This is a genomic window from Akkermansia massiliensis (assembly GCF_023516715.1).
Classification (GTDB): Bacteria; Verrucomicrobiota; Verrucomicrobiia; order Verrucomicrobiales; family Akkermansiaceae; genus Akkermansia; species Akkermansia massiliensis.
On sequence record NZ_JAMGSI010000002.1, the window covers coordinates 121027 to 147704 of the forward strand.

23 protein-coding genes are annotated in these 26678 nt (G+C 58.6%); 10 read left to right on the top strand and 13 right to left on the bottom strand.

Annotated elements, in window-relative coordinates:
• Positions 1-6: 6 nt before the first annotated feature.
• The 3 genes from M8N44_RS08240 to ispE all read right to left on the bottom strand — a co-directional run bounded on the left by M8N44_RS08240 (position 7) and on the right by ispE (position 3485).
• The gene (locus M8N44_RS08240; protein ID WP_102728688.1) at positions 7-1992 is read right to left on the bottom strand and encodes an ATP-dependent DNA helicase; all 1986 of its coding nucleotides are present in this window, start codon (positions 1990-1992) and stop codon (positions 7-9) included.
• A gap of 14 nt (positions 1993-2006) precedes the next feature.
• Positions 2007-2573 carry a hypothetical protein gene (locus M8N44_RS08245; RefSeq protein ID WP_146018182.1) on the bottom strand — a complete coding sequence of 189 codons (567 nt, stop codon included), beginning with the start codon at positions 2571-2573 and terminating at the stop codon, positions 2007-2009.
• 63 nt (positions 2574-2636) lie between these two features.
• Positions 2637-3485 carry a 4-(cytidine 5'-diphospho)-2-C-methyl-D-erythritol kinase gene (gene ispE / locus M8N44_RS08250; protein ID WP_102728687.1) on the bottom strand — a complete coding sequence of 283 codons (849 nt, stop codon included), beginning with the start codon at positions 3483-3485 and terminating at the stop codon, positions 2637-2639.
• Positions 3486-3610: 125 nt separating this feature from the next.
• Here ispE and M8N44_RS08255 point away from each other — a divergent pair, with 125 nt between their 5' ends.
• From M8N44_RS08255 to ruvX, 4 genes are read left to right on the top strand one after another with little or no spacing between them, the layout of a single operon-like run.
• The gene (locus M8N44_RS08255) at positions 3611-5452 is read left to right on the top strand and encodes a DNA topoisomerase IV subunit B (RefSeq protein ID WP_102728710.1); all 1842 of its coding nucleotides are present in this window, start codon (positions 3611-3613) and stop codon (positions 5450-5452) included.
• Positions 5453-5474: 22 nt separating this feature from the next.
• Positions 5475-6191: an isoprenyl transferase gene (locus M8N44_RS08260; RefSeq protein ID WP_102721271.1), complete on the top strand. Its 717-nt coding sequence runs from the start codon at positions 5475-5477 to the stop codon at positions 6189-6191.
• A 34-nt stretch (positions 6192-6225) separates the two neighbouring features.
• Positions 6226-7284: a mannose-1-phosphate guanylyltransferase gene (locus M8N44_RS08265; RefSeq protein ID WP_022398131.1), complete on the top strand. Its 1059-nt coding sequence runs from the start codon at positions 6226-6228 to the stop codon at positions 7282-7284.
• The gene (gene ruvX / locus M8N44_RS08270; protein WP_102721270.1) at positions 7281-7706 is read left to right on the top strand and encodes a Holliday junction resolvase RuvX; all 426 of its coding nucleotides are present in this window, start codon (positions 7281-7283) and stop codon (positions 7704-7706) included. Before M8N44_RS08265 ends, ruvX begins: the two co-directional genes overlap by 4 nt.
• A 38-nt stretch (positions 7707-7744) precedes the next feature.
• Here the strand turns inward: ruvX and M8N44_RS08275 are convergent, their stop codons facing one another.
• The gene (locus M8N44_RS08275) at positions 7745-8269 is read right to left on the bottom strand and encodes a DUF3592 domain-containing protein (protein WP_180975222.1); all 525 of its coding nucleotides are present in this window, start codon (positions 8267-8269) and stop codon (positions 7745-7747) included.
• 20 nt (positions 8270-8289) lie between these two features.
• Positions 8290-9291, bottom strand: coding sequence for an MDR family NADPH-dependent oxidoreductase (locus M8N44_RS08280; protein ID WP_102728685.1), 1002 nt, complete (start codon positions 9289-9291; stop codon positions 8290-8292).
• 258 nt (positions 9292-9549) lie between these two features.
• On the opposite strand from M8N44_RS08280, the gene rpmB reads away from it, so the two are divergent.
• A complete protein-coding gene (gene rpmB / locus M8N44_RS08285; RefSeq protein WP_012420229.1) occupies positions 9550-9813 on the top strand; it encodes a 50S ribosomal protein L28 in 264 nt (87 codons plus the stop codon).
• Between the two features lie 201 nt (positions 9814-10014).
• Positions 10015-10239 carry a hypothetical protein gene (locus M8N44_RS08290; RefSeq protein WP_012420228.1) on the top strand — a complete coding sequence of 75 codons (225 nt, stop codon included), beginning with the start codon at positions 10015-10017 and terminating at the stop codon, positions 10237-10239.
• 334 nt (positions 10240-10573) lie between these two features.
• On the opposite strand, the gene M8N44_RS08295 is transcribed toward M8N44_RS08290, so the two are convergent.
• Positions 10574-12175, bottom strand: coding sequence for a glycoside hydrolase family 27 protein (locus M8N44_RS08295; protein WP_180975221.1), 1602 nt, complete (start codon positions 12173-12175; stop codon positions 10574-10576).
• Between the two features lie 64 nt (positions 12176-12239).
• Positions 12240-13307 (bottom strand): FAD:protein FMN transferase, encoded by a 1068-nt coding sequence (locus M8N44_RS08300; protein ID WP_180973643.1) that lies wholly within the window; start codon positions 13305-13307, stop codon positions 12240-12242.
• A 201-nt stretch (positions 13308-13508) separates the two neighbouring features.
• Here M8N44_RS08300 and M8N44_RS08305 point away from each other — a divergent pair, with 201 nt between their 5' ends.
• Positions 13509-16883, top strand: coding sequence for a DUF3472 domain-containing protein (locus tag M8N44_RS08305; RefSeq protein WP_180975220.1), 3375 nt, complete (start codon positions 13509-13511; stop codon positions 16881-16883).
• A 291-nt stretch (positions 16884-17174) separates the two neighbouring features.
• Here the strand turns inward: M8N44_RS08305 and M8N44_RS08310 are convergent, their stop codons facing one another.
• Together M8N44_RS08310 and M8N44_RS08315 are read right to left on the bottom strand one after the other, a co-directional pair.
• Complete coding sequence (locus tag M8N44_RS08310) at positions 17175-18416, bottom strand: LL-diaminopimelate aminotransferase (protein ID WP_022398138.1); 1242 nt, start codon at positions 18414-18416, stop codon at positions 17175-17177.
• A 142-nt stretch (positions 18417-18558) separates the two neighbouring features.
• Positions 18559-19254, bottom strand: a complete 696-nt coding sequence (locus tag M8N44_RS08315; RefSeq protein WP_102728709.1) for a DNA alkylation repair protein — start codon at positions 19252-19254, stop codon at positions 18559-18561.
• Positions 19255-19428: 174 nt separating this feature from the next.
• On the opposite strand from M8N44_RS08315, the gene M8N44_RS08320 reads away from it, so the two are divergent.
• The 3 genes from M8N44_RS08320 (at position 19429) to M8N44_RS08330 (ending at position 21861) form a co-directional block, all read left to right on the top strand.
• Complete coding sequence (locus M8N44_RS08320; RefSeq protein WP_102728681.1) at positions 19429-20085, top strand: hypothetical protein; 657 nt, start codon at positions 19429-19431, stop codon at positions 20083-20085.
• A gap of 89 nt (positions 20086-20174) precedes the next feature.
• The gene (gene eno / locus M8N44_RS08325) at positions 20175-21464 is read left to right on the top strand and encodes a phosphopyruvate hydratase (protein WP_102721326.1); all 1290 of its coding nucleotides are present in this window, start codon (positions 20175-20177) and stop codon (positions 21462-21464) included.
• A 28-nt stretch (positions 21465-21492) separates the two neighbouring features.
• Positions 21493-21861, top strand: a complete 369-nt coding sequence (locus M8N44_RS08330) for an FtsB family cell division protein (protein WP_022197005.1) — start codon at positions 21493-21495, stop codon at positions 21859-21861.
• Positions 21862-22121: 260 nt separating this feature from the next.
• Here the strand turns inward: M8N44_RS08330 and M8N44_RS08335 are convergent, their stop codons facing one another.
• From M8N44_RS08335 to M8N44_RS08350, 4 genes are all read right to left on the bottom strand, one after another.
• A complete protein-coding gene (locus M8N44_RS08335; RefSeq protein ID WP_102728680.1) occupies positions 22122-23519 on the bottom strand; it encodes a sulfatase-like hydrolase/transferase in 1398 nt (465 codons plus the stop codon).
• Between the two features lie 303 nt (positions 23520-23822).
• Positions 23823-24485, bottom strand: coding sequence for a hypothetical protein (locus M8N44_RS08340; RefSeq protein ID WP_022398143.1), 663 nt, complete (start codon positions 24483-24485; stop codon positions 23823-23825).
• Positions 24486-24665: 180 nt separating this feature from the next.
• Positions 24666-25529: a hypothetical protein gene (locus M8N44_RS08345; RefSeq protein ID WP_146019518.1), complete on the bottom strand. Its 864-nt coding sequence runs from the start codon at positions 25527-25529 to the stop codon at positions 24666-24668.
• Between the two features lie 4 nt (positions 25530-25533).
• Positions 25534-26499 carry a hypothetical protein gene (locus tag M8N44_RS08350; protein ID WP_102749294.1) on the bottom strand — a complete coding sequence of 322 codons (966 nt, stop codon included), beginning with the start codon at positions 26497-26499 and terminating at the stop codon, positions 25534-25536.
• Positions 26500-26678 lie beyond the last annotated feature (179 nt).

Here is a 26678-nt window from a genome sequence, read left to right on the forward strand (position 1 = left end):
AACTCCTTACACAAACTCCAGACGGGCATCCGGCAGGGACTTGATGAACCGCGCCCCGTACCTCTTGGTGGCTACGCGGGGGTCCAGGATCACCACCATGCCGGAATCGCTCCTGGTGCGGATCAGCCGCCCCACCCCCTGCCGCAGCTTCAGAATGGCTACGGGCACGGAATACTCGTAAAACGGGTTCCCCCCGCGCGCCCTGATGCTCTCAAAGCGGGATTCCACCAGCGGGTGGTCCGGCACCTCAAACGGCAGGCGCGTCACAATAACATTGGAAAGGGCCTCTCCGGGCACGTCCACCCCGGTCCAGAAACTGTCCGTGCCGAAGAGCACGCTGTTCACATCCTTCCGGAACGCCTCCAGCATGGCATGCCGCTGCATGTCCTGCCCCTGCACGTACAAGGACCATCCCTGTTCTTCACAGAACGGGCGCACCTTTTCCGCCACCTGCACCATCAGCCGGTAGCTGGTGAACAGCACGAAGGCCCTGCCGCGGGACTCCGCCAGATACCTTTTAATCCATTCCGGCAGCACTTCCGCATACTCCGGCTGGTCCGGCTCCGGCATGGAGCGGGCCACGATCAGCCTCATCTGCTCCCGGTAATTGAACGGACTGCCTATCTGGAGCTTCCGGACGCTTTCCGCACCCACGCGCCCCGCAAAGTAGCCCATGTCCGCATCCCCCGTCCCCAGCGTAGCGGAGGTCAGAATGGCGGAACGCCCGGCGGAAAACAGGCGCTCCCTCAGGATATCGCCCACCTCCACGGGGGCGGAGCACACGCTCATGTTCCTTCCCTCCGGACCGGACCGCTCCGCCCAGTACACGTGCCCCTCCTCCGTCATGTCCATCAGCACCTTCAGGGAGGCCTGCGCCTCCTCCATGCGGGCGGCCATGTCCGCCAGTTCATCCTTCACGGCCACGTTTTCCTCCTGCTTCGCGCCCTCCCTCTTCAATTCTCCGATCAATTCCGCCAGAGGCAGGGAAAGAATGTCCTGGGACCATTCCGGCTGGAGAATGCGGACAATCTTGCCGGAACCCGCAAACCCCAGGTCATCCCGCGCATTCTGGAAAAACAGGCCTGAAGCGTCAATCACGTCCTGCACCCGCTGGAACAGGGCCGGATTGTTCAGCGGTTTCAGCAGGCCCTTGTGCGTGCGCGGATTGAACATCCGCAGCAGTTCATAATTGAGATGCGGTTCCGAGAGCTGCACGCCCAGCTGCCGGGCAGCGATGTTCTCAATCATGTGGGCCTCATCCAGAACCACAAAATCCCCGGGAAAAACGAACCCCGCCTCCTCGGAATCCTCCGCCTGGGCCATCAGGCCGAAAAACAGGGTATGGTTCAGCACCACCACCTTGGCCTCCAGCACCCTCTTGCGGGCCACCTGGTACGGACAGGAGGGGCCGCAATGGCGCATACTGCACGCATGCGGTTCACTGCACACCATGGCCCATACCTTGGGAGACGGACGGAACGCCATGTCGCTCAGGGTGCCGTCCTGCGTTCTCAGCGCCCAGTCCTGAATCCGCGTCAGCTCCGCGGCTTCCCCCTGCGTAAACAGGGAATCCATCTGGGCCAGCGCGCGCCGCAGGCGGGTATGGCACAGGTAATTCTGCCTGCCTTTCAGCAGGGCGGCGGAAAAATCAATCCCCAGGGCGGCGCGCAGCAGCGGAATATCCTTGTTGAACAACTGCTCCTGCAAATTGATGGTATGCGTGGAAATGACCGCTTTCCGGTCAAAATCCAGCGCAAACTTCACGGCCGGCAGCAGATAGCCCAGGGACTTGCCTACGCCCGTTCCGGCCTCCACCAGCAGCGGGGCGTCCACCTGGAGAGCCCTCGCTACGGCCAGGGCCATATTCTGCTGCTCCGCCCGGTATTCAAAATCCCTGGCGCGGGAGAACAACCCGTCCGGGGCAAATGCCCGGTGGACATAAGCCTCAAAGGCGCTAACGCCTTCCACGTCATCTGCCCCGGCGCCATTCATACGGGAACGCTTCCCTACTGGCCCACGGGAAGCTGGCGGGAGGAAACCGGCGGCAGATTCACCTTTTCCGGCAGGTCATAGAACATGGAGCGCAGGGCATTCGCATTCATCTTGGAAGCATCAATGAACGTCCAGGGCCCCTTGTCCTTCAAATCCTTCACCAGCACCAGAACGCCTGTATTCTCTATCTTTACAGGCATCCCGTCCGGACGCTTCATGGAAATGACCATCCGCGTGGGGAGCACCACCAGCACCTCGTCTCCATTCTTCACCAGATGTTCCGCCGTAGGCTGGCCTATTTCATACGTCTCCACCACCATGCCGCGCTCTTTCATCACGGCGGCGGCTCCCTGCATCTTTTCCCTCATGGTCTTCATGAAGGCGGCCTCCCCTCCCGGGAAGGAAGAAACAAGCTGCTTCTTCATGGGAGCGTACATCTTCTCAATCATCCACATCATGTCCCCCGTTTTCACCGCTCCGGAAAGCTCCCGGGCGGCCTGGACGGCGCTGTCTCCGTATTCACCGGCCTGGACGGCGCACGCAGCCGCCACCATCACACCTGCAAACAAACTTTTAATCATGGACGGAGTGTAACGGCATGCATCCCCCGCCGTCAAGGCAAGGCCTCCTGCACAACCATGTTTTTACCGGGCGCCCTCCCGCATCACAAGCCCGGACCACATCCACAGCGTGGGGTCCAGTTCCCGCGCGGCGTCCTCCATCAACTTGCAGGCCGCTTCTTCATCCTCCGCCACGGCGAACATGGTGGAGCCGGAGCCGGACATCATGGCGCCGCGCACGCCGGGCCTCTCCAGCAGCCATCGCTTCATCTCCGCCAGGAACAAATGCTTCTCAAACACGGGCCTTTCCAGATCATTCACCAGCACATGGCCGTCCACCCGCTGCTCCCCGTACGGTATGCCCGGCAATTCCCGTGAACCCGCCCAGCGGCGGTAGGCGTCCGGCGTGGAAACGCCGAACGACGGCTTCAGCAGAACGATCCAGGGGCGCCATTCCCTCCATTCCGGCAGGGGCTCCACCTTTTCCCCGCGTCCGGTGCAGCGGCACGCCATTCCATAAATGAAAAATCCCACATCGGAACCGATCTCCCCGGCCAGCTCCGCCAGACGCCTCCGGGACAGGCCGCCGTGTTCCAGCTCATTCAGGGCGGACAGCACGCACGCGGCGTCGCTGCTGCCGCCGCCCAGCCCCGCGCCATGGGGCACGTTCTTGACCAGGCGCACATGCCACGGCATGGGCCGTCCCAGCTCCCGCTCCATCAGCCGCCCCGCCTTCATGACCAGGTTGCTTTCATCCAGCGGAACTCCCGGGGCGTCGCAGCTCATTTCCAGGCCGTCCGCCGGGAAAAACTCCAGCACGTCGCACAATTCCAGGGGAACCATCACGGTATCCACTTCATGGAAACCGTCCGCCCTCTTACCCAGAACGCGGAGGGAAACGTTCACCTTGCACGGAGCCTTGCAACTGATCATACGCCATGGATTCCACCAAGGGACGGCCTCCGGGTCAAGCCCCCATTGGGCGCAAATGGACGGGCACGCATTTTTTCTTCGCAAATTCCGGGGGCTCCGCTATAATAGGCGCGACCCCGCTGCACATGGCCTACGACGAAAACAGCATTAAAACCCTGGACTGGAGGGAGCATATCCGCATGCGTCCGGGGATGTACATCGGCAAACTGGGCGACGGAACCTCTCCGGATGACGGCATTTACGTCCTGCTGAAGGAAGTCATTGACAACTCGATTGACGAATTCGTCATGGGCTTCGGCAAAAAAATCACCATTGACGTGACTCCGGACGGCCTGTGCGAGGTGCGCGACTTCGGACGCGGCATTCCGCTGGGCAAACTGCTGGACTGCGCCGCGAAAATCAATACCGGAGCCAAGTACGACAGCGACGCCTTCAAGAAATCCGTAGGGCTTAACGGCGTAGGCATCAAGGCGGTGAACGCCCTTTCCGACTTTTTTGAAATCCAGGCCTACCGCGACGGGGAAACGCGCTCCTACCAGTTCTGCCGCGGGAAGGAACTCCCCAAAGGACGGAAGGACGGCGCCACGGAGGAGCCCAACGGCACCCGCACGGCGTTCCACGCAGACCCGGACATTTTCCCCGTAACCACGCAGTTCCGTCCGGAATACATTGAAAAAATGTGCCGGTACTACTCCTACCTCAACAAGGGGCTGGCCCTGCACTTCAACGGACGCCGCTACGTCTCCAAAAACGGCCTGCTGGACCTGCTTACGGAGGCAATGAGCGAGGAACCGCTGTACCCCATCATCCATCTGGAAGGGCACGACATCGAGGTGGCCTTCACCCATGGCGGCCAGTATGGGGAGGAGCACTACTCCTTCGTCAACGGGCAGCACACCACGCAGGGGGGCACCCACCAGACGGCCTTCCGGGAGGCCATCGTCAAAACCCTGAGGGACTTTTTCAAGAAAAACTATGAGGCCGGGGACATCCGTTCCTCCCTCGTGGCCGCCATCTCCATCAAGGTAAAGGAACCCGTCTTCGAATCCCAGACCAAGACCAAGCTGGGATCCAATACCATCAGCCCGGAAGGGGAAACCATCCGCACCTTCGTAGGCAACTTCATCGCCAGGGAGCTGGACAACTACCTGCACAAAAACCCGGAGACGGCCAAAGCCCTGGAAGCCAAGATCAAAGACTCCGAGCGGGACCGCAAGGAACTCTCCGGCATCCAGAAGCTGGCGAAGGAAAACGCCCGCAAGGCCAAAATCCACAACAAGAACCTCCGGGACTGCCGCGTGCACTACAACTCCAAGCACGCCCGCGCGGGGGAAACCACCCTCTTCATCACGGAAGGCATCTCCGCCTCCGGCTCCATCACCACGGCGCGGGATGCGGAAATCCAGGCGGTCTTCTCCCTGCGCGGCAAGCCGCTGAACTCCTTCGGCATGAGCCGCAAGGTCGTCTATGAAAACGAGGAATTCAACTTCCTCCAGCATGCCCTGAACATTGAAAACGGGCTGGAAGACCTGCGCTACGACAAGGTGGTCATCGCCACGGACGCCGATGACGACGGCATGCACATCCGCATCCTGCTGATGACCTTCTTCATCCAGTTCTTCCCGGAGCTGATCCGGGAGGGCCACCTCTTCATCCTCCAAACTCCCCTCTTCCGCGTGCGCAACAAGCAGCAGACCATCTACTGCTACTCGGACGCGGAGCGGGAAGCGGCCATCGCCCTGCTGGGCAAAAACCCGGAAATAACGCGGTTCAAGGGCCTGGGCGAAATCTCCCCCCAGGAATTCAAGGCCTTCATCGGGGAAGGAATGCGCCTGGACCGCGTTCGCCTGGAAGACTCACACAAGGTGAAGGACCTGCTCTCCTTCTACATGGGCAAAAACACTAGGGAAAGACAGGAATACATCCTGAAAAACTTGCGTGTTGAACTGGACCCGGTCATGGACTAGAGTAGCGGAGCCCCATCTATCTATGCTTACCATTCCCAAGGAAAAACTGCCGGTTCATATTGCCTGCATCATGGACGGCAACGGCCGCTGGGCGCACAGCCGCCATCTGCCGCGCCAGGCCGGCCACCGGGCGGGAGCGGATACGGTGGAGCGCTGTGTGGACTTCTGCATTGACCATGATATTCCCTGGCTCACGCTTTACGCCTTCTCCTCGGAAAACTGGAACCGCCCCAAGACGGAGGTGCACGCGCTGATGCTGCTGCTGCACGAATTCCTGAAAAAACGCCTCAGCCAGATGCAGGAAAAAGGCGTGCGCCTTCACGCCATAGGCGACCTTTCACGCCTTCCCAAGCGAACCCAGAAACTGCTGCAATCCAGCCTGGAAGCCACGGCGGGAAATACCAGGCTCAACCTGGTTCTGGCCCTCTCCTACGGAAGCAGGGCGGAAATCGCCGCCGCCGCCAGAAAAATCGCGGAGAAAGCCTCCCGCGGGGAACTCCACCCGGACGCCGTCACGGAAGACCTCTTCAACCAGCATCTGGACACTGCCGGCATGCCGGAACCGGACCTGCTCATCCGCACCTCCGGGGAAATGCGCGTCTCCAACTTCCTGCTGTGGCAGATCAGCTATGCGGAACTCTATGTAACGGAAACGCTGTGGCCGGACTTCAGCGACCGTGACATGGAAGCGGCGCTGCTGGACTACTCCCGCAGAAAACGCCGCTTCGGCGCACTTTGACTCCTTTTTTAAACCACATTCCTACGGAATCGCCATGAACCAATACGCTCTCATTCTGGCCGGCGGCAGCGGCACCCGTTTCTGGCCCCTCTCCCGCGACCACCGTCCCAAGCAGCTCCTGAACATGTTCGGGGAAGGCACCCTCCTCCGCCAGGCCATCGACAGGCTGGACGGCCTGGTGCCCCGGCAGAACATCTTCATCCTGACCAACCACCTGCAGGAGGCGGAAGTGCGCCGCCAGGCCCACGACATCCCCGTGGACAACATCATCTCCGAACCCGTGCGCCGGGACACGGCGCCCGCCATCGCCCTGGGCATCGGCCTCATCAAGGCGGCGGACCCGCACGGGGTCATGCTTGTCATCCCTTCCGACCAGCTCATCCAGGACCAGGCGTCCTTCCGCTCCCTGATGAAAGCCGCCATGGACACGGCGGCGCGGGAAAAGGCGCTCGTCACCGTGGGCATCAAGCCCACCTGGCCCTGCCCCTCCTACGGCTACATCGAACGCGGGAAGGAAATCGCTTCCGCACCGGGCTGCTCCTGCCGCGAAGTCATCCAATTCCGCGAAAAGCCTGACACGGCCACGGCCGCCGCCTACCTGAGCCAGGGCAACTTCTGCTGGAACGCCGGCATGTTCGTCTGGAGCATTCCAACCGTGTGCGAACAGCTTGACAAGCACTGCCCGGAGCTGGCCTCCTTCGTGGAGCACATCGCGGAATCCCCGGACCCGCAGGAAACCATCCGGGAGGAATTCCCGGCGCTCACGCCCATCTCCATCGACTTCGCGCTGATGGAAAACGCGGACCGGGTGCTGAACATTGAAGCCACCTTTGACTGGGACGACGTAGGCTCCTGGATATCCGTAGCCAACTATCTGGAAACCCACAACAAAAACACCACCAATACGGACATCACCGTGCAGGACGCCTCCGGCAACATCGTCTTCTCCCAGCGGGGGGACAAGCACGTGGCCCTGCTGGGCGTGGAAAACCTGATCGTGGTGGAAACGGCGGACGCCATCCTGATTGCGGATAAAAACAAGGCGGACGAAATTAAAAAAATCGTCAACCAGCTTCCGGACGAACTCAGATGACCAGCCAGCATCCGGCCCTGGGCATTGACTACGGAGAAGCCCGAATCGGCATCGCCGCCACGGACCCCGTGGGCATCATGGCGCACCCTGTGGAAACCATCCACAGGCACAAAACGGACGGCGTCACCCGCATCGTCCAGCTCGTCCAGGAGCGGGGGATACGCACCCTGGTGCTGGGCATCCCTGTCCGCATGGACGGCACGGAAGGAACCGCCGCCGCCAAGGTGCGCGCGTTCGGCAGGGAACTGGCCGCCGCCCTTCCCGGCCTTCCCATGGTATTCATGGATGAATGCCTCACCACCGTCATCGCCCAGGAAAAACTGCACGCCGCCGGCAAAAAGGAGAAAAGCTTCCGCCCCATCATCGACCAGGTGGCCGCCGTGGAAATCCTCAACACGTGGCTTGATTCCACGCTGGGCTGAAACGGCAAACGGCGCCGTGCCGCGGCGCAATCCCTGCTTTACGCGCCTACGGAACTCCGCACTTCCCTCTTCCTCAGCAGGACCGTTCCGCCGGCAAGCAGAAACGCCATCAGCCACAGGGCCCGGCGCGTTTCCGGCCACCAGATGAAGCTGTCCGCCACACGGGCGTCTTCCGGGCGTTCCGGCGGGTAGCAGACCGTCACCCGGTCCCCCCTGGAATAGGAAGACCAGAAAAGAAAAGCGGGGGACTGGAATACCACTTCCCTCTCCCCGGTCTGCGGCAGGAACCGCACTTCCGGCGCCCAGACGTCCAGAGAGGGACCGGACGTCCCCATGACCCGCGAACGGCTCCACAACTTCACCGTATCCTCCGTGATGTTCCGCACCGTCCCTTCCGTACACAGGCCCTCCCGGGCAAAACGGCTCTTTTCCAGAAAAAAATCACCGGCCTGCCATATGGAATAAAGGCTCAGCCCCGCCATCACCCAGGCCAGCAGCCAATACCAACCGAACCACGGAACGCTGAAAAAATCCCTCCAGCGCTCCGCAGCCCGGGAAAACAAAAACTCTCTCCCCCCATGCATCAGACACGCTCCATGCTCAGCACCACCTTGCCGCTGCGGAACTCTTCCTGGGCCTTCTCCACGGCCCGGCGCACGTCGCTCAACGGATAAACGGTATCCACGGCCTGCTTCAGCCTGCCGTCCGCCATCAGGCGCGCCAGCTTGTCATAAGCGGCCTCAATCTCCGGAACGGGGGCATTCTTGAGCCACTGCGTCACCCACAGGCCTTCCAATTTAATGCCCTTGAAAATCAGGAAACCGTTCGGCACCTTGATGCTCTTCCTGCTCATGGCGCCGTACGTCACCATGCTTCCGCCGGGAGCCAGCATGTCCATCAGGCGCAGGGCGCTTTCCCCGCCCACGGCGTTGGAGGCCAGCACGGGCCTCTTTCCGTCCAGCCGGGCCAGGGTATTCTTCACCACATCCTCGTCATCCTCTCCCACTACCAGGTCGGCGCCCAGCGCGGTCAATTCATCCCTCAATTCATCCGGCCTTCTTACAAAATTCACCGTCTTCACGCCCATCTCCCGGGCCAGTTGAATAATGCACCTTCCCACGCCGGAATTGGAGGCGTTCTGCACCACCCAGTCTCCCGGAGTCAGGGAAACGAACCCTTCCAGCATGCGCAGGGCGGTCAGGGGGTTCACCTTCAGCATGGCCGCCTGCACGGGATCCACCTTCACGGGGAGCTTCATCACGTTCACGGCGGGAACCGCCACATACTCGCTCCAGGAACCCACGCCGCGCAGCAGAATCACTTCATCGTCCTTGCGGAAGCCTTCTGCGCGGGACTCCTGCACCACGCCGCAGCCTTCCAGTCCGGCGCGTGAATGGGGCAGCACGGGCTTCACGCCGTAAACGCCCTGCACAAAATTGATGTCCGCCGGATTGATCGGGGCCGCCTTCATCCGGATCAGCACCTCCCCCTCCGCCGGAACCGGCATGGGACCGGAAACATACTCCAGCACGTCCTGGGGTTTCATGCTGCATTCGGAAAACTCTGCATAATGATTCTCACTCATGCTTTCAATCTCTCACGCCGCCTCCCTCCGTGCAAGCGCCGGATACGTTTTACACGGGCAAACAAGCCATCCGGCCGCGCGCGCCTTTCCCCGGCGCCTGCCCCCCGGCCATGAACGGAGGGAACCAGACCGCAGGAAAGCCCGGCAGCGCTTCCGCCGGGCCGGCACAAATTCCGAGTCTTTTGTTCGGTTGTTCTTGACCTTAGGCGAAAATACGCTAGACTACCTCTCTCGCATTAACAAATAACTTCGATTGCCATGTCCCGAATTTGCATCATCAGAGGTACCATGCCTCACAAAGGTCGTCGTATCCATCGCTCCGGTCTTGCCAAGAAAAAGGGCGGTATTGGTCGTCACGTCACTAAGACTGTCAATCGTACCGTTTTCCCCAACCTTCAGGAAAAGCGCATCTGGGTTCCCGAACTCGGTCAATTCGTGAAAATGAAGATTTCCGCCAAGGCCCTGCGTACGATCAACAAGAACGGTGCTTACAACACTCTTAAAAAGGTAGGTCTCCTGTAAAAAAGATTCTTTTTTTTGAACGTTGTTACACCACTTGAACTCTAAGGCTTCAACGAGGTGAGCAACTGGCAGAAAAAGATGTCCAAAAAGACAAGGGATCATCTGCTTAAGTGAGGCGCCTCCAAGTTGAAGGTTTTATTGAAACATTAATATACCAACGGACGTAAATAAGACGTCCCCTACTGGAAAAAGATCACACAGATGAAAGCCCAAACCAAAATCGCTCTTAGAATTAATGATGACAACCCCAACCATCACCTGTGGAACAACAGGGGGGTTTGGTGGTGCCACGTCACGGTTCACAAGCCTGACTCCACGGCGGAACGCCTGAGATTCTCTCTGAAGACCCGTGACATCGAAAAAGCCCGCGCCCGCCGCGACAAGATTTTCGCCTCCATCCAGCAGCACTTCGGCATCGCCGCTTAAGGAAGCTGTACGGAGAGATTAAGGCAAGTCACATCAATCTCTTTATAAGAACCGTTCCGGTTAACCGGAACGGTTCTTTTTTATGGAAAAAATAAAGACTTTCACTCGGAAAGGGCGGCAGCGGATTTGCCGCAACACAAGCCCCCTGCAAACAAGGCTGAAACAGCCCGTTTCTTAAAGCCGCCGCCCCATCAGGCTATCCTTGCAAAGCCGGCTATCCATTTCACCCTTTATTCCTATAATAATGGACAGGCGGTAAAACGCGGCATTCACGGACCCGCTGGCCGGCAAAAAAGGATGCCGTCCTTGAAAGCATCCATTCCTGCCCCTGCCGTCAATTCTTTTTGCTGAACCGGAACATGGCCGCTCCATGGCTGTTCAACTCCACGGCCATATCTCCCTTCACCGTTCCCTGGTCGGCGCGTTTCCAGAGGTCCCTGGCTTCATACGCGCCGGAGAGCCCCAGCTCCCTCAGGTTCACCTTCACTACGCCCTTCTCTTTCCCGGTATTGAAAAACCCCGCCGCTAGGGAACCGTCGGACAGCTCCTTCGTCCAGACCTGGAAATCCCCTCGGTGCCACGCCTTGCGGGCGGGACGGGCGGCAGGGTCCTGGTCCACGGCAATCACCTCGTCGTTGGTCAGGAGCCCCATCGTGAATGAATCAATATGCTCCAGGTCACAGGAAATGATGAGCGGAGCGGACAGGAGGCACCACAGGGTCACATGGGTGTACTGTTCATCCGGCGTCAGCTGCGTCTGGACAAACGTGGTATTGGGCTGGTTGGGCTTGCCCAGCTTCCCGATCTGGAGAATGTCCGGATCATTCCAGTGGCCCGGGCGCATGTGCTTCTGCCAGCGTTCCTGGGAAAAGCCGATGCCGCTGACGCTGCCCCAGTGGTCCTGGATATCCCCCGTCGTCCTCCACAAATTGGCCAGCTTCCCCAGCTCTTCCACCTGTTTATACGGGGCGGCATTGGATATGCTGAGCACAATATCCCGCCCGGAATCGTCCAGAGCCTGGCGGATGCGTTCCGTCGTCGGCACGTCATTGGGGTTCCAGTCCACCTTCACGTAATCGAACCCCCAGTCCGCCCATTGCCTGGCGTCACGGTCAAACAGCCAGACGGCGCCTACACGGTCCGCCTTCCTGCGATGCACGCCGGGGTAACTCCCGAAAATTTGATTCTTCTGCTTGCGGTCCTTCTCCGGAATGGCCATTTCCCCGTAATCCGCCTTCGCATTGGGCGAGCTTCCTCCGATGAACCCGGCATACGTCCCCATCCAGGGCGTGGAATAAATGCCCGCCTTCATCCCCATGGCATGAATGGAATCGCACATGGCCTTCATGTCCGGAAAGCGCTTGTTGGGCTGGATGGAGAAATTCCGTCCGCCTCGCTCGCCCTGCCAGCAATCGTCAATATTGATATAGGTCCAGCCATGGTTGACAAGCCCCCGCTCCACAAAAAGCCGGGCCGTCTTCAGCACATTCTCCTGCCCCACGGCCTCACTGTAGGAATACCAGCTGCTCCAACCCATGGGCGGGGTCAGGCACAACTCATCCCCCACCTTCAGAATCCACTCCTTCGCATCTTTTCCATGCCTGTTGGAAGCCTGGATCTTCACCTTGTATTCCCCCTTCTTCGCCGGGGCGGTACCCGTAACCAGCCCGCGCGAATCCATCCTCAGGCCGGAGGGAAGCCCAGCCGCCTGAATCTTCATGGGACGCTCCCCGGAAACGGGAACCTGGAACAGCACCCGCGCGCCGGGAGTGGCGCCAACAATGCGGGCGCCGTTGACGGAGGGGGAAAGCGGGGTTTCAGGAGTCAGGCGCACGCCGGGAGGGGGAGCCGGATAAGGATTCGGGAACTCCGTGCCAAATGAGGAGGATACGGCGGCGCCAAGCACGGCAGGCAGGAAAAAACGGTACAATTTCATAAATGGTCTATGGAGGTGTACCTTAAAAAACGCGTCCGCTCCCCCGTTTCTTTCATCATGCTGTCTATCTCGGCCTCCGTGCGCCATCCTGTTCCTGCGTTCCTTCCGCAAAACGTGAGGAACTCCGGAAAAAAGCCGGGACGGACACTCCCGGCAACCGTGCCGCCAGGGAGCGGAAATCCTCTTCACGCATCACGTTCCCCGCCGTCGCCAGGGCATCCGCCAGCGCCGCGGAAGGCGCCTGCACGCTCACCTGCCTGCCCTCCGTCATGCCCAGCCCCGTGCGGGGGTCCAGCACATGGGAATACTCCGCACCGCCGATCTTCGCCATCTGGCGGGCGCTCCCGGAGGTGGAGACGGCGGCATGGCTCAACAGCAGCACCGTATTCTTCCCATTACCTTCATCCACCAGCAGCCGCCATCCCCGCTCCCCCGGTGGGGGGGCGCCGGCCATAACGTCGCTGGTGCTGTCAATAAAGAAGGAACGGATTCCTCTTTTTCTCAAAATCTCCGCCATCCGGTCCACGGCAAACCCCTTGCCCATGCCTCCCAGGTCCACCCTCATTCCGGGAACCGTTTTGACCGCGGCCCCCTTGCCAACGTACAGCTTTTCCCATCCGGACGCCCGGCGCGCACGTTCCAGTTCCCCGCCGGACGGGAGAACGCCGTGGCGGCGGCTCTTCTTCCACAGGCGGATACAGGGACCGAGCGTGGGGTCAAAGGCGCCCTTTGTCAGCCGGGCATAATCCAGGGCCAGCAGAAGAGCCTTTTCCAGCTCCAGGGAAACGGGGACGGAAACGCCGTTTTCCGCGGCATTCAACCGGGCCAGACCGCTCCCCGCATCCATGGCGGACATCACCTTCTCCCAGCGGACGGCGCAGGCAAGAGACTCCATGCAGGCCTTCTCCGTCTGCGCCGCATCCATCCCGTGCCCGGGATAGGCGCGCACCGTAAACACCGTTCCCATGGCCGTACCCCGCACCGTTACCCTTCCATCCGGAGCATGAACGCAGGAAAGCGGCTCCGGCGGGGCGGAAGCCGTTTCCCTCTCCTGCCCCCGGCTTGTCCCCGCAGCAGCCAGCAGGCAGGAACAGCACGCAGAAACAACGGCCAGCCGGAAAAAAGAACTCATGCGCACCTGCGGGATCATGTTCCAAAACCTACTCCGCACAAACAAACAGGAGCAAGGACCGAGTGCGCCATGGAGACGCCGTCATCCCATCCGCTGACAAAACCGGGATGACGTTATTTCATTTGAAGCTGGCGCACGCCCCCCTTTTCATGATAAATGGAACGGTTCCACGTTTTTGCAAATTTTCCCCTCTTCATCGTCATGACCAGATTCCTGCTCTCCCTGTGGCTTCTTTTAACGCTTCCCGTTTCCGCCAGCTGGTACGGTGACGAAGTAAAAGCCGGTTCCGACATCATCATGGTGGACCTGCTCTACCCCTACTGGCCGGAATCCACCTACTTTTCCTGCTGGAACCTGGACATGTTCCCCAAGGGCGGCTACTTCTATGCCGGCGTGGCGGCCAACGCCAACGACAACACGAACCTGGAAACCTACCGCCCCTCCACCGTATGGTCCTTCTGGCCCGCTCCCGTTTACGAAGGGCGGCAGGTGCGCAACGTGTACGTCAATCCGCACGTCTACGCCCAGCAATACGTGGGTGAAGGAGCTTCCGGAAAGGCCGGGGGGCGCGACGTCCCGTGGATCAAGACCAAGCAGTGGTACACCATGCTCATGCGGACCTGGGGCGCGGACGAAGCCAGGAAGGAATGCTACGCCGGCTGGTGGATGAAAGACCAGGCCGGCAACCGGTGGCACCACATCGCCACCTTCCGCATTCCCTATGCGGCCACCGGCTTCAAGGGGAACGGCGGCTTTCTGGAGGACTTCGGGCACGGGGGCCGCAAGCAGAGGGAACTGTGGCGCGGCAAGGGCTTCTACAGGCACAACGGCGCGTGGGAAAAATGTGATACCGTTTCCATCAACGTTCCCAAGGAAGGAGGCATGAAATACAGCGGCTGGACGGTCCACCAGACGGAAAACGACTCCATCCTGACCATGTCCTATACGGAAAACAGGCAATTTCCCAGAAACCTGGAGCCGGGCCGCAAGCACACGTTCAAGCTGAACCAGCCGGACAAGCCCGTGATGGACGCCATCGCGGCGGAAGGCAACGCGCGCCACGACGGCAGCCAGGTGATCGTGGACTGGACGCTGGCGGAAACGTCCTCCCCGCAGTTCGGGTACAAGATAGAGGTCTTTGACAATCCGCAATACTCCGGAACTCCCATTTACACGGTGGAGGAACAAATCCCGCACGTACGCACCAAAGCTGTCGCGCTCCCCCGGGACATCCCCCAATGCTTCGTCAGGCTCACCATCACGGACATCTTTGACCAGCAGAAAACCCTGAAACTCGCCAAGGCCGCTGCGGAAACTCCCCTCAAAAGGCTGCCCGGCAAAAAAGACCTGTCCAGCGGACTGGAATACAAATACCTGGAAAACAAGGACGGATGGTCCAAACTGGCGGAACTGGACTTCTCCAAGCCGTTGCGGACCGGCGTCTCCCATGGATTTGACACGGCCCTGCGCGGAGCCAGGGAAGGACGATTCGCCTTTGAATATGAAGGCTTCCTGGTCGTCCCCCAGACGGGGGCCTACACCTTCGCCCTCCAAACCTGTGACGGAAGCCGCCTGGACGTCGGCGGAAAAACCGTTATTGACAACGACGGACTGCACAGCACGTCGGAAAAGCGCGCCTCCGTCTTTCTGGAAAAAGGCGTCACTCCCATCAAGCTGACCTACTTCAAGAAAAAGCCGGAACACGAATTCACCGTGGCGTGGGTGGGCTGGCAGTATGGCAACCGCCCCATGGAGGAAATACCGCTCGCCAGCCTCATGCGCCCCAAACGGGCGGACATACCGGAAGCCAGGCTGGAAGTGGGCGGCAAGGGACCGGAACGCGTGCTGAAAACAGCCATCTCCTCCGGACGGGTGAACAAGGTGGAATACTACAACGGCGCCAAGCTGGCCGCCGCCGCGGACGCAGCCCCCTTCACCGCTCCCCTCATGCTCTTTGACGGAGAAAACAAACTGTGGGCGCGCGTCTTCTACAACGGTTCCCATACGGTGGACACCCCCGTCGTCCCCGTCCATTCCCAGAGCCGCATCACCCCCGGCTGGGAAGCCATGCTGCGCGGGGAACCGGGGCTGCCCCACTCCATCAGCGGCGCGGGAAACGCCTTTCGCTTCGTGGGGGAAGGGGAATACCTGGTCAGCAAAAAAATCAAGGGTGACTTCATGCTGACAGCCCACATCAGCTCCATCAGCGACAAGGCGCTGGACACCGGGGACGACTGCTGGGCCGGTATCATGGTGCGCAAGGACACGGGAGCCACCAACTACGACGATGAAATCGCCGTCTTCCGGACTGTGGGCCGCGGCCTCCGGTGCAGCGCGGACTTCAGCGACTACGGAACGGGGCGCCAATCCACCTTCACCCTGAACAAGGACCACTCCTGGGTGCGCATCATGCGGCGCGGCAATGAATTCACCTGCTTCACCTCCCCGGACATGAAAAAATGGGAAATGGGCATGCAGCGCATCATCCCGATGAAGGAGGAAGCCATCGCCGGCATCACGTTCAGGACCATTCCGGGCAAGGGCAAGGGCATCTTCTCCGCCGCCATGGACGGAATCTCCATCAAACCCGTCAAACTCCAGCCGCACAAGATAACCGCCGCCATGCCTGCCGGAAAAATCATCGGCTATTCCCTGCTCTCCCCGGATCTGGCGGTGGCGCGCTACCGTTCCGGGGCGGACCTGCTGGAACGCAAAAACGGAACCTACGCCCGCAAGCCCCTCACACTGCCCAGGGGCGTCAAAACCGTCCGTTCCATGGCGCTTGCCGGGGACAAAATGTTCCTGCTGGCCCCGACCTCCCAGGGAGGAGCCCTGTTCAGCAGCAAGGATATGGGTAAAACGTGGACCGTCGCCAACCCGGATGTAAAAGTGGACCCGTCCCCCATCTCCTTCATTGCCGGGGAGCTCATCTCCGTCAATCCCCGGAATCCGCGGGAAATCATCGCCGGTTCGGACCGCGCCGGACTCTTCATGAGCACGGACGGCGGAGACACCTGGAACAACGTGGGCCTGGTGGGGGAACCCGTCACCAACGTCGGCTTCCATACGACCGCCCAGGGCAGGATTGGAGCCGTGACGGCGGACCGCAAGGCCAACACCAGCAAAATCTTCATCTCCACCAACAACGGGAAGAAATGGAACCAGAAAAACGAAGTGCAGGGAGCGGGCTTCCTGAGACTGGTGTACGACACCCGCGCCGCAGACCAGCTCTACGTCTTCTCCACCCAGGGCGTTTACACCTCCTTCAATGACTGCCGCACCATGAACCGCGTGCTCCAGGGGCTGCCCGTCACGCAGCCCACGCTGGCGATCGACAGGCGCCGCCTGGACGATACCTTCATGCTCGCCGTCCCGCTGGACGGCAAGGGCGTGTACTCCAGCGAACGCAACGCCAGAAACTGGCAGAAGCGTTCCGACAAGGAAGACTGGGGAGCCGCCTTCAACCTGCTGATTGACACCGCGAACAACAGGCACATTACCCTGTACGCGGAAAAAGGCATCTATGAAAGCACGGACGAAGGCAAAACCTGGAAACAGGTCTATCCGGGCCATTGAGCCAGAATGCTCTCCTTCTTCTCCCATGAACAAAGGCACTCCGGCAAAGGCCGTTCCCTGCAACGCCAGAGGAGCTCATGCAGTTCTCTCATTTTCTCCGCCCTGGCGAGCGTTTCCGCCGACCTTAACAAGCTCCGCTTCCGGGCGCCGGACGGCTTTCCTCTGAAACCGGACGGATTACGCCATCCTAGGCAGGAACAGCCTCCATGCGGCTTTCCCCATCACAATCATGCGCGCAGCCGCAGTGCTTCCCGCACTGCGGCCTGACAAAATCTGCCTGGGAACGCCTCCTTATCTGGCAAACAGGGCATGGATGCGGCGGCAGACCTCATCCACGTTCTCCCGTGAATTGAATGCGGAAATGCGGAAGAACCCTTCCCCCCTGGAACCAAAGCCGGAACCGGGCGTAATGACCACATTCGCCTCATACAGCATCTTGTCAAACATCTGCCAGCTATCCAGGCCGTCCGGACACTGCACCCAGACATACGGGGCGTTTTCCCCTCCCCACACGCGCATGCCCGCCTGGCGGCAGGCATTCAGCAGCAGCGCGGCATTCCCCAGGTAATGGCTGATCAGCACGGCGGTCTGCGCCATGCCTTCCAGCGTAAACAGGGCCGCGGCTCCCCGCTGGACGATGTAGGAAGCTCCGTTGAACTTCGTGCTGGTGCGGCGGCTCCACAGCTGGCTGATGAGAACCTTGTTCCCCCCGGAATCATGGCCGTGCAGCTCCTTGGGAATCACCACGTAGCCGCAGCGCACCCCCGTGAAGCCCCCCTGCTTGGAAAAGGAGCGGAACTCAATGGCGCAATCCCGCGCGCCGGGAATTTCAAAAATGGACTTGGGAACGGCGGAATCCTGTATAAATGCCTCATACGCGGAATCGTACAAAATAATGGCGTGGTTCGCCCGGGCATACTCCACCCATTTCAGCAATTCATTCCGGGAAGCCACGGCCCCGGTAGGGTTGTTCGGGAAGCACAGGTAAATCAAATCCACATGCTCATCCGGCAATTGCGGCACAAAATTGTTCTCCGGCGTGCAGGGGAGGTACACCAGTCCCTCATACGAACCGTCCGCGCTGGAATCCCCGGTATTCCCGGCCATCACATTGGTATCCACATACACGGGATAAACCGGGTCCGGCACGGCGATCCTGTTGCCCGGCCCGAAAATGTCCAGAATATTGCCCGTATCGCACTTGGCGCCGTCAGACACGTAAATCTCATCCACTTCCACATGCACGCCGTGGACCTGGTAGGCCTTTTTGGCGATAGCCTCCCTCAGCCAGAAATAGCCCTGCTCCGGACCGTAGCCGTGAAAGCGCTCATGGGTGGACAAATCGTCCACCGCCTCGTGCATGGCTTCAATGGCCGCCATGGGCAGCGGTTCCGTCACGTCTCCGATGCCGCAGCGGATCAGCCTTTTGGCCGCCTCCGGATGGGACTCAGCAAACGCATTCACGCGGCGCCCTATTTCCGGGAACAAATATCCCGCCTGCAGCTTGAGGAAGTTATCGTTAATATTAGGCATGGTTTTAATAGTAAGTGTCTCATTCCATACCCTCCACGGGAAGGAATCAAGGCCCCGTTCCGGCATGGCTCCCCTCCGTGCGTCACTATCTCCGCACACCCCTTTTCCTGCGGTTCCCTCCGCGCGGACAGGGAGCCGCTGCCTATTTGCGTTTCATGCTCCGCATCAAACTCTTGTCTTCCCGGCTAACACGCAGGGATTCAATAATTTTTTGCAAGGCCCTGTTGTAAGTGAAATCGGACAGGGACGAATTCCTCAAATACTCCAGCGTCAATGCCGGGAACTTCACGTAACAGACGGAAACCGCCCAGGCCACCGCCATGCCCACGTAATAATCCTCATGCCGCACGCCATCCAGCAGGGCCAGCACCTGCTCCACGTAATCCTCCGTAATGAAATGGGCCAGCATCATCACCACGGCAAAGCGGACATCATAGACCCGTGCGGACGTTAAATACGGCTGGATGAACTCCCAGACCAGGGCAGGATGCTTTTTACAAAACTTCAGGCTGGTGCAGAAAGTATCGCAGACAGCCCAGTTATCCATGCGGGGCACGAAGCGCGCGACCTGTTCCAGGCGCTCTTCCGGCTCCATGCGCGCCAGCGCTATCAGCATGCCGTCCAGCATCACTTCCTCCGCATACGGGTCAACGGCTGGATTTTCCAGCAGCTCCCGCCAATTCCCCCCCGCCACCTCGCGGGCAAGGTTCCGGAGAACGGGGAGGCGAACGCCCAGCAGACGGTTGACGCCGGGAATCAGGGAAGCGGAGAACTTCTGAAACTCCGGTTCCGCCAACGCCTCAATCCTTTCCCTCAACTGCCGCCTGCTCTCAATCATGGGCGCCATCCTACATGGAGGCTATGCGCCGCACAAGGGGGAATTCCCGTATGAGAGGCTGCGGAACCCATGCGGAATCCCCCTTGGAAGGCCCTTCCGGAGACGCGCCTAAAAAGGAATTGGCGGCTTCCCGTCTTCTGTGGTAGCCTGCGGACAGGCAGCAAGCCGTCCCCTATGCCCTCCAGCCTTCAACAATTCAAATGTCCCGGATGCGGCACTCCCTTTTCCGCGGCGGATGTGGACAACCGCCGGGACACGGTCACCTGCAGCAGCTGCGGACTTTCCACCCCCTGGACGTCCCTGGTCCGGGAGCATGAATTCCATGATGTGCCTGCGGCCCCTTCCAGGCATCTGACGGTAACATCCGCCCATGGAAAAGTCACGCTCACCTACAGGCATTCCTTTACCAAAATACTTCTTTACACGGGACTGGCCGTGGTTTGGGGCATCATCACCCTGGTGCTCGTCCTCCTGTCCTTCGGGCCGGGGAAAACGGACTTCGCGCTGCCCGTCTTCACCACCTTCTTTGCCGTCACGGAAGCCTTCATCATCTTCCTCTGCGTTGACATGATGCTGGGAAAAGCCGTTCTCCGGGTGGAACCGGGTAAAGCGTCTCTTTTCCGGGGCATTGGTCCGGTGGGGAGCACATGGGATTTTCTCCTTCCCGCGCAGGCCCCGATCATGATGGAGCGCAAGGGAGGGGAAAAGACGGACTATTGCCGCATCTCCGTGCCCCAGCCTTCCGGAAGGCCGTTTTACTTTTCCGGCGGCATTTCAGACCCGGAGACTCTTGAATACATCGCCGCCGTTCTGCGTCAGTTTCGCGCTTGAACCCGGAATTTTCACGGTCATGACGTGGTTCCCTGGAACGAAAAAAGCCGTTCCATGGTCCAAAAAAGACAATAAAAAATCTTATGATCATGAACGAACTGGAAATCATCGACGTCCGCGGCCGTGAAATTATCGATTCGCGGGGCAATCCCACCGTGGAAGTGGACGTGGCCCTGGCCGGAGGAGCCATCGGACGCGCATCCGTCCCCAGCGGAGCCTCCACCGGGGAGCATGAAGCCTGGGAGCTCAGGGACGGGGACGCCAAGCGCTACGGCGGCAAGGGCGTTCTCAAGGCCGTGGAAAACATCAACAAGATCATCGCGCCGGAAGTCTCCGGGCACGATGCCACCCTCCAGCCGGCCATTGACAAAATCATGATCGACCTGGACGGCACGCCCAACAAGTCCCGCCTGGGGGCCAACGCCATCCTGGGTGTTTCCCTGGCCGTGGCGAAGGCCGCCGCCATCCAGCTCAATCTTCCCCTCTTCAAATACCTGGGCGGCCCGAACGCCAAGGTGCTTCCCGTCCCGATGATGAACATCATCAATGGAGGCGCTCATTCGGACTCCCCCATTGACTTCCAGGAATTCATGATCATGCCCAAGGGCGCGCCCACCTTCCGGGAAGCCCTGCGCTACGGCGCGGAAGTCTTCCATGCGCTCAAGGACGTGCTGCACGACCGCGGCCTGTCCACCGCCGTGGGGGATGAAGGCGGCTTTGCCCCTTCCCTGAAATCCGCTGATGACGCCCTGGAATGCATCGCCCAGGCCGTGAAACGCGCCGGCTACACGCTGGGCACGGACATCTTCATTGCCCTGGACGTGGCTTCCTCCGAATTCTACGACCCTTCTCAGAACCTGTACGTCTTCAAGAAATCGGACGGCCGCGGCAGAACGGCGGAGGAACTGACGGCCTACTACCAGGAGCTCCAGAAAAAATACCCCATCATCTCCATTGAGGACGGCTGCGCGGAAAACGACTGGCTGGGCTGGGAACAGCTCACCAAAGCCATGGGCCACAATACCCAATTGGTGGGGGACGACCTCTTCGTAACGAACGTGGAATTCCTGAACCAGGGCATTTCCCGCCATGTGGCGAACGCCGTGCTGGTGAAGGTCAACCAGATCGGCTCCCTGACGGAGACGCTGGACACGGTGGAACTGGCCAAGGACAACAAATACTCCGCCATCATCTCCCACCGCTCCGGGGAAACGGAAGACGCCACCATTGCGGACATTGCCGTAGCGACCAATGCCGGGCAAATCAAAACCGGCTCCCTGAGCCGTTCCGACCGCATGGCCAAATACAACCAGCTCCTTAGAATTGAAGAAGAGCTGGGAGATGACGCAGTTTATGGTGGCAAAATCCACATTTTATGATCAAAAATGTTTTGTTTAACTGCAAAGAATGCTCTGGAGACGCCGCTATTACCATCGTTTTACCTTGGCGGAGCTTGAAATCCGCCGGGAGAAACGTGCCCTGATCGTCCAGAGGGCTCTCCGCCTCTTTGCCATCGTCCTGGCCTTGTGCCTGACCATGCTGCTTTCCCTGGTGTGTTTCAAGCCATGGAAGGACCTGCGCTCTCTGGAGCATGAACGTTCCTTCCTCCAGGCGCATCTGGAAAAATCCAGGGAGCAGATGGAACAGGCTAAAAACGAATTCATCTGGATTTCCCAGGACCCCCATTATTTTGAAATGATCGCTCGGGACAAGGGCAATCTGGCCCTTCCCGGTGAACATATCCTCCGCATCGCGGAACCCAAGCGCCTGAAATAAGGCGCTTTTTTAACGAAAAAACGGGACCATGAAAACCATGTCCCGTACCGGTCAACGGAACGTTCCAGTCCAAACCAGGGCGTTTGATCCCACCCGGCCTCCATCCAGCCCGGTTATCCGCAGCGGGATAGGGGCAGCCACGGGAATGGCAACCATGCCGCGCGGCGGAAAGGGACGGTTCCGCATCCCCGCTACCCTGCCGGCAGGCGCCGCTGCGTATTGACCGCAGCGCAGGGCCCCCGGCGAGACCCAATGCGGCCTCATTCAGGCTGTTTGTCCGGGGTGGCCTTGTCGTACTCCCTCATCAGCTTGGCGGACCAGCTGATGCTGTCCGGGAAACGGCACGCGGGCGTCGTGGTCAGGTACGTTCCCAGCTTCCTGGCCAGGGAATCCGCATCCTGGTGCCTGGAAAAATATAAATCCTTCTGCTCCTGGGGGTCATCCGTAACGCTGTAAAACTGCGGAGCGCGGTCCGGCACCAGCAGGTACTTCATATCCCCGTCCAGCACGGCGGACGTATAATCCGTGCACCAGAACAACGTGCGCGGAACAGGCGTTCCCCTGTTCGCCACCAGCTCCAGAATATCCATGCCGTCCAGTTTCTTGGGGATTTGACGTCCGTTTGCCTTCAGCAGGGCCGGAAGCAGGTCCACGGTGGAAACGGGCTGCTTGCAGACGCTTCCGGGAATCAGCCGCTTGTCCGCCGGATACCTGATGATGAAAGGCACGCGTACGCCCCCCTCAAAATGCTGCCTCTTGGCACCCCGGAAAGGAGCGTTGCAGGAAGACGCTTCCGGAGCGCCGCCGTTGTCCGACAGGAACACGACAATCGTGTCCTTTTCCAGACCGTTCTTCTTCAAGGCATCCAGAATGCGGCCTATTCCCTTGTCCATCGCATACACCATGGCGCAATAAATCCGGCGCTCCCTGTCCTGCACGTTCTTGAATTTGGCGATGTCCTCCGGTTTGGCTTCGTTGGGCCAATGGGGAGCATTGTAGGAAACGAACATGAAAAACGGCTTTTTATCCTTGTTGGACTCCTGGAGGAACTCAACCGCCCTGTCCGTAATATCGTCCGTCAGGTAGGTAATATCCGTCTTATCCGTAAAATTGGACACAATCATGGAGGGATTCAGGCCTTCAGCCTCCTTCTTCACGGGAAAATAAGACCGGGAACCTCCCAGGAACCCCCACCAGCGCGTGAAGCCGCGTTCCGGCGGCGTATACCCCTGCGTGTGGCCCAGATGCCACTTGCCGAACACCGCGCTCCGGTACCCGCAAGGCTTCAAATACTCCGGAATCAGCTTCTCCGTCTGGGGCAGCCCGTAATGGGACTCCGGAAGGTAATCCACCTGGATATTGGGATTCGTAGTAATGCCGTAGCGCTTCGGAAAACGGCCCGTCAGCAGCCCCATGCGGGAGGGGGAGCACATCGGCGCCGTTACATACGCCCGGGAGCAGAACACGCCCTCCTTCGCCAGCCGGTCAAGGGAAGGCGTTTTAATCTGCCTGGACCCCGTGCAGCCCAAATCCCCGTACCCCAGGTCGTCCGCCAGAATGACCACCATGTTCGGCGGAGTGGCCGGGCGGCTCTGCGCCCCCGCCGCCCCGCAAAGCAAACTGCACAGAATCAACAATAGATGCGCTTTCTTCATCATAGTTTAATTTACGCGGCTTGCCTTCCATATCAATCAAAATATTAATTCTGAAATTTCCGGGGCAATCCTGCAAGCGGCATCCATGACTCTTTAGCAACGAATTTGCTAAAAACAGGACGATTTGCCCATCCAATTATTTCCCGGAAATGGATACGAAGCCTTTCCTTCCGCGCCGCTCCCACGGACAGACGCCCCCCTGCTGCCGGAGAAACAGCTCCATCAAGGCGTTTCCAATCCGGCGGCAATAAAGGCCGGCTCCCCCTGTCATTCCTTCACCTTTCCTGGAATTCCGGAACAGCAGCCCTACCCTCTCATCTGCCGCAGAAGGGCCGCCACATACTGCTGGGCTTCCTTCTCCGCAATACCTGTACCGAACTCGAACGGCTTGCCGTCCGGTTGTTCCACTACAATCTTGTTCAGCACCTTATTATTCTGCTGTATATTACTCGCCTCAATGGAAATGCGGGAATCCTTCGCCAGAAGAAACTGCTGGCGGCGGCCCAGGCTCCCAACCCCGCGGAACAGCTCTCCCGTTCCGGGCGACAGGGTCAGCGTCATACGGCCGAACAACACATAAACGGCGCCCAAAAACGTACCGAACCCGACCAGAACGAAAGGAATCAGGAACAATTGCCCGAATAAACTCTCATGGGCCATTTTCCCCATCATCACAAATATGGCGGCGTATGTAATAGCATTCCAAATCAGTGCAAACAGCAACAGGAAAAATCCGGCTCCCTTGGGCTTCCTGTACGTTACTTCCAATCCCCGTGCCGTTTTTGTCACGCTCATGCGCCGGGGAATGGAATCAAGGATTTCCTCATCCCTTTCCTCCTGAACAAGCTCTGAAAACCTGCTTATCTTGTTGCAGGCGCGGCATAAAGCCATATCCGTGGCCATATTCACATCTTCCATCGCCAGCAACGCGCCGCACATCGGACACTTCAATTCAACAGGGGTAGTCATGCCCGGAATTCTAACAAACTTTTATGTTCAGAAAAGCATAAAAATCACAGCGTTACCGGTCTCTCCATCCTCCACAAAAATACCGTTTTTCCGGGAATAAGGGATAGACGGCTTTAAGTTGTCCGGAAAGGAAATTCCGTCTGCCTTGGGAAACTGCTGTCCTTAAGCGTTTGTCCTGCTTCACGGCTTTACCTTCTGCGCATCCCTAGGCATTCCCTTGTACAAAAATTCCGTGGCCGGAGTACGCCCCACCGTCCGGTTGATCAAGTCCGGGATTTCCTTGTCCGCATAGCCCGCCATCCGGAGGTAGTTCTTTACCGCCCCGCTTTGACCCGGAAACAGGTTCACCAGCATTTCCACAAAATACTTCATTCTGGGAACGGAAATATAATTTTTTAACCTTTTATTCCTGATATTGTTTACTGCCAGCTTGTTGAGAAAGACGTAATACTGGGGATTGACATTGCAAACGATATCACGTTTCTTGAGTTCTTCTTCCAAATACTTCCGGTTTAACGGAACGAACGATTTTTTCAGAGCCTCGTGCTTCTCCTCCAAATCCGGATCGTAACGGTTCCGGAACTGCGCATAGATGGAAGCCGCATAAGTGGCCAGCAAGTCGGACAGCGTCTTGCCCCGGAGATGGAGGCGGCGCGCCATCGGAGAGGCGTCACGGCTCATCACGTAGAGGAAGGAAAACATGTCATGTTTGACGGCATGATCATTATTGTCAAAAATGCTCTCCGGCGTCGCCTTGTCGTAGTCGGCGGGATAAAGGGGAGTTTCCGCGATATAATAGAACAGCCAGAGCTGCAACGCCAGCTCCTCCCGCGTGATCTGCTTATTGCTAACAGAAGCGCATTGGCCCAGCACGGAGCGTGCCTCTGTATAAAACTCCCCCAGCCGCCCTTGCGCCAGCTTCTCCCGCAAGCCGGACAGCTCCGCAGGGGGAGATTTAAACGGGTCCAGGCACACCGGGGAAGGCAGGGCATGTCCCAGCCCTACCATACAGCATAGCATGGCGAGAAAGGTAAACACTTTCATTGGATTATTTCCAAACATATTCATAATTCATTAGATGATAGCATAAATCATAGGATATGGCGCGACCGAATTTCCTGATGGCAATTTGGATTTCTTCAAATTCTCCATCCATTCCTTCGAATTTCACATACTCAACCTTGAACCTCTGCTCCACGGTTTCCACTTTGAGGATATCGTCACTGGTCGACTCTTTGCCGCCTTTCCCATCATGGACTTTCCAATCGCAAGTCCAAAACCATTCCTGCGGCAACTTAGCTCCATGTATGGCGTTATAATTTGCCATATATATCACCCGGTCAATGAATGAATTATTTTGTTCAATGCTCCTGGGGTCATCGCATCCATGCTCCGTATGCGGGACGCCCAATTTTATTTCATGTTTTTGCGGATCGGGAGGAGGGGTCGGCATGACATAGGTCAATCCTCCATCGCGTTCAATCAGTTGGATATTTCCAAAATTCACCTCCGTAGGTTCCACCGTCAATTTAACATCAGCAGCCACAATAATGATATCGTGATCACTGGGAAGATCGGCCTTGACGGGAACAACTGCCGTCAGCTTTGTCGGTACAAGAATCTCAAAGGCAATGGTTTTTTCCAGGCCTTCACTCGTGGTGACGGTGACTTCCACCTCTCCCTTCTTTTGTATTCTCTTATTCACCGTCAATGTAACCTCTTCGAGCCCCTCGGTTTTTTCGGGAAGAGAGGCAAGAGCTTCTCCTTTGGTAATCTTCCACTGCAACTGAGAAACATCCCCCTTGGGCTTTCCGGTCAAAGTCAACAAAACATCTTCCCCCATGCCGAGTTTTTTGCGCTCCTTGTCCGTCTTCTCATCCACATCCTTTCCCTGCTCTTTGGCAATATAGAAATCGGCAGAACACAACGTCGTTTCCGATTTTATTTCCAGCGCCTGTACTTCATCAGGAACATCTTCTCCGGCCTGGGCAAAAGCGCCAAACCAGTGGCCCATCAATATCAGGCCGATAGAACATATTTGAAATAGAGACAACATGGTAAGGAGGGGAAGTTGGCATATCGTTGCCTTATCCGGGTAATTTATTTATTTGAAGATGTAAAGAAAAAGTTGAAAATACTAATCGTACTCCATGAATTACCAAGCTATTTCCCCTCTTTTTCCCGGAACGCCAT

Excerpts from the sequence above, each read along its gene's own strand:
- M8N44_RS08240 (WP_102728688.1), bottom strand. The coding sequence starts at position 1,992 with ATGAATGGCGCCGGGGCAGATGACGTGGAAGGCGTTAGCGCCTTTGAG.
- M8N44_RS08245 (WP_146018182.1), bottom strand. The coding sequence starts at position 2,573 with ATGATTAAAAGTTTGTTTGCAGGTGTGATGGTGGCGGCTGCGTGCGCC.
- ispE (WP_102728687.1), bottom strand. The coding sequence starts at position 3,485 with ATGATCAGTTGCAAGGCTCCGTGCAAGGTGAACGTTTCCCTCCGCGTT.
- M8N44_RS08255 (WP_102728710.1), top strand. The coding sequence starts at position 3,611 with ATGGCCTACGACGAAAACAGCATTAAAACCCTGGACTGGAGGGAGCAT.
- M8N44_RS08260 (WP_102721271.1), top strand. The coding sequence starts at position 5,475 with ATGCTTACCATTCCCAAGGAAAAACTGCCGGTTCATATTGCCTGCATC.
- M8N44_RS08265 (WP_022398131.1), top strand. The coding sequence starts at position 6,226 with ATGAACCAATACGCTCTCATTCTGGCCGGCGGCAGCGGCACCCGTTTC.
- ruvX (WP_102721270.1), top strand. The coding sequence starts at position 7,281 with ATGACCAGCCAGCATCCGGCCCTGGGCATTGACTACGGAGAAGCCCGA.
- M8N44_RS08280 (WP_102728685.1), bottom strand. The coding sequence starts at position 9,291 with ATGAGTGAGAATCATTATGCAGAGTTTTCCGAATGCAGCATGAAACCC.
- rpmB (WP_012420229.1), top strand. The coding sequence starts at position 9,550 with ATGTCCCGAATTTGCATCATCAGAGGTACCATGCCTCACAAAGGTCGT.
- M8N44_RS08290 (WP_012420228.1), top strand. The coding sequence starts at position 10,015 with ATGAAAGCCCAAACCAAAATCGCTCTTAGAATTAATGATGACAACCCC.
- M8N44_RS08295 (WP_180975221.1), bottom strand. The coding sequence starts at position 12,175 with ATGAAATTGTACCGTTTTTTCCTGCCTGCCGTGCTTGGCGCCGCCGTA.
- M8N44_RS08300 (WP_180973643.1), bottom strand. The coding sequence starts at position 13,307 with ATGAGTTCTTTTTTCCGGCTGGCCGTTGTTTCTGCGTGCTGTTCCTGC.
- M8N44_RS08305 (WP_180975220.1), top strand. The coding sequence starts at position 13,509 with ATGACCAGATTCCTGCTCTCCCTGTGGCTTCTTTTAACGCTTCCCGTT.
- M8N44_RS08310 (WP_022398138.1), bottom strand. The coding sequence starts at position 18,416 with ATGCCTAATATTAACGATAACTTCCTCAAGCTGCAGGCGGGATATTTG.
- M8N44_RS08315 (WP_102728709.1), bottom strand. The coding sequence starts at position 19,254 with ATGATTGAGAGCAGGCGGCAGTTGAGGGAAAGGATTGAGGCGTTGGCG.
- M8N44_RS08320 (WP_102728681.1), top strand. The coding sequence starts at position 19,429 with ATGCCCTCCAGCCTTCAACAATTCAAATGTCCCGGATGCGGCACTCCC.
- eno (WP_102721326.1), top strand. The coding sequence starts at position 20,175 with ATGAACGAACTGGAAATCATCGACGTCCGCGGCCGTGAAATTATCGAT.
- M8N44_RS08330 (WP_022197005.1), top strand. The coding sequence starts at position 21,493 with ATGCTCTGGAGACGCCGCTATTACCATCGTTTTACCTTGGCGGAGCTT.
- M8N44_RS08335 (WP_102728680.1), bottom strand. The coding sequence starts at position 23,519 with ATGATGAAGAAAGCGCATCTATTGTTGATTCTGTGCAGTTTGCTTTGC.
- M8N44_RS08340 (WP_022398143.1), bottom strand. The coding sequence starts at position 24,485 with ATGACTACCCCTGTTGAATTGAAGTGTCCGATGTGCGGCGCGTTGCTG.
- M8N44_RS08345 (WP_146019518.1), bottom strand. The coding sequence starts at position 25,529 with ATGAAAGTGTTTACCTTTCTCGCCATGCTATGCTGTATGGTAGGGCTG.
- M8N44_RS08350 (WP_102749294.1), bottom strand. The coding sequence starts at position 26,499 with ATGGGCCACTGGTTTGGCGCTTTTGCCCAGGCCGGAGAAGATGTTCCT.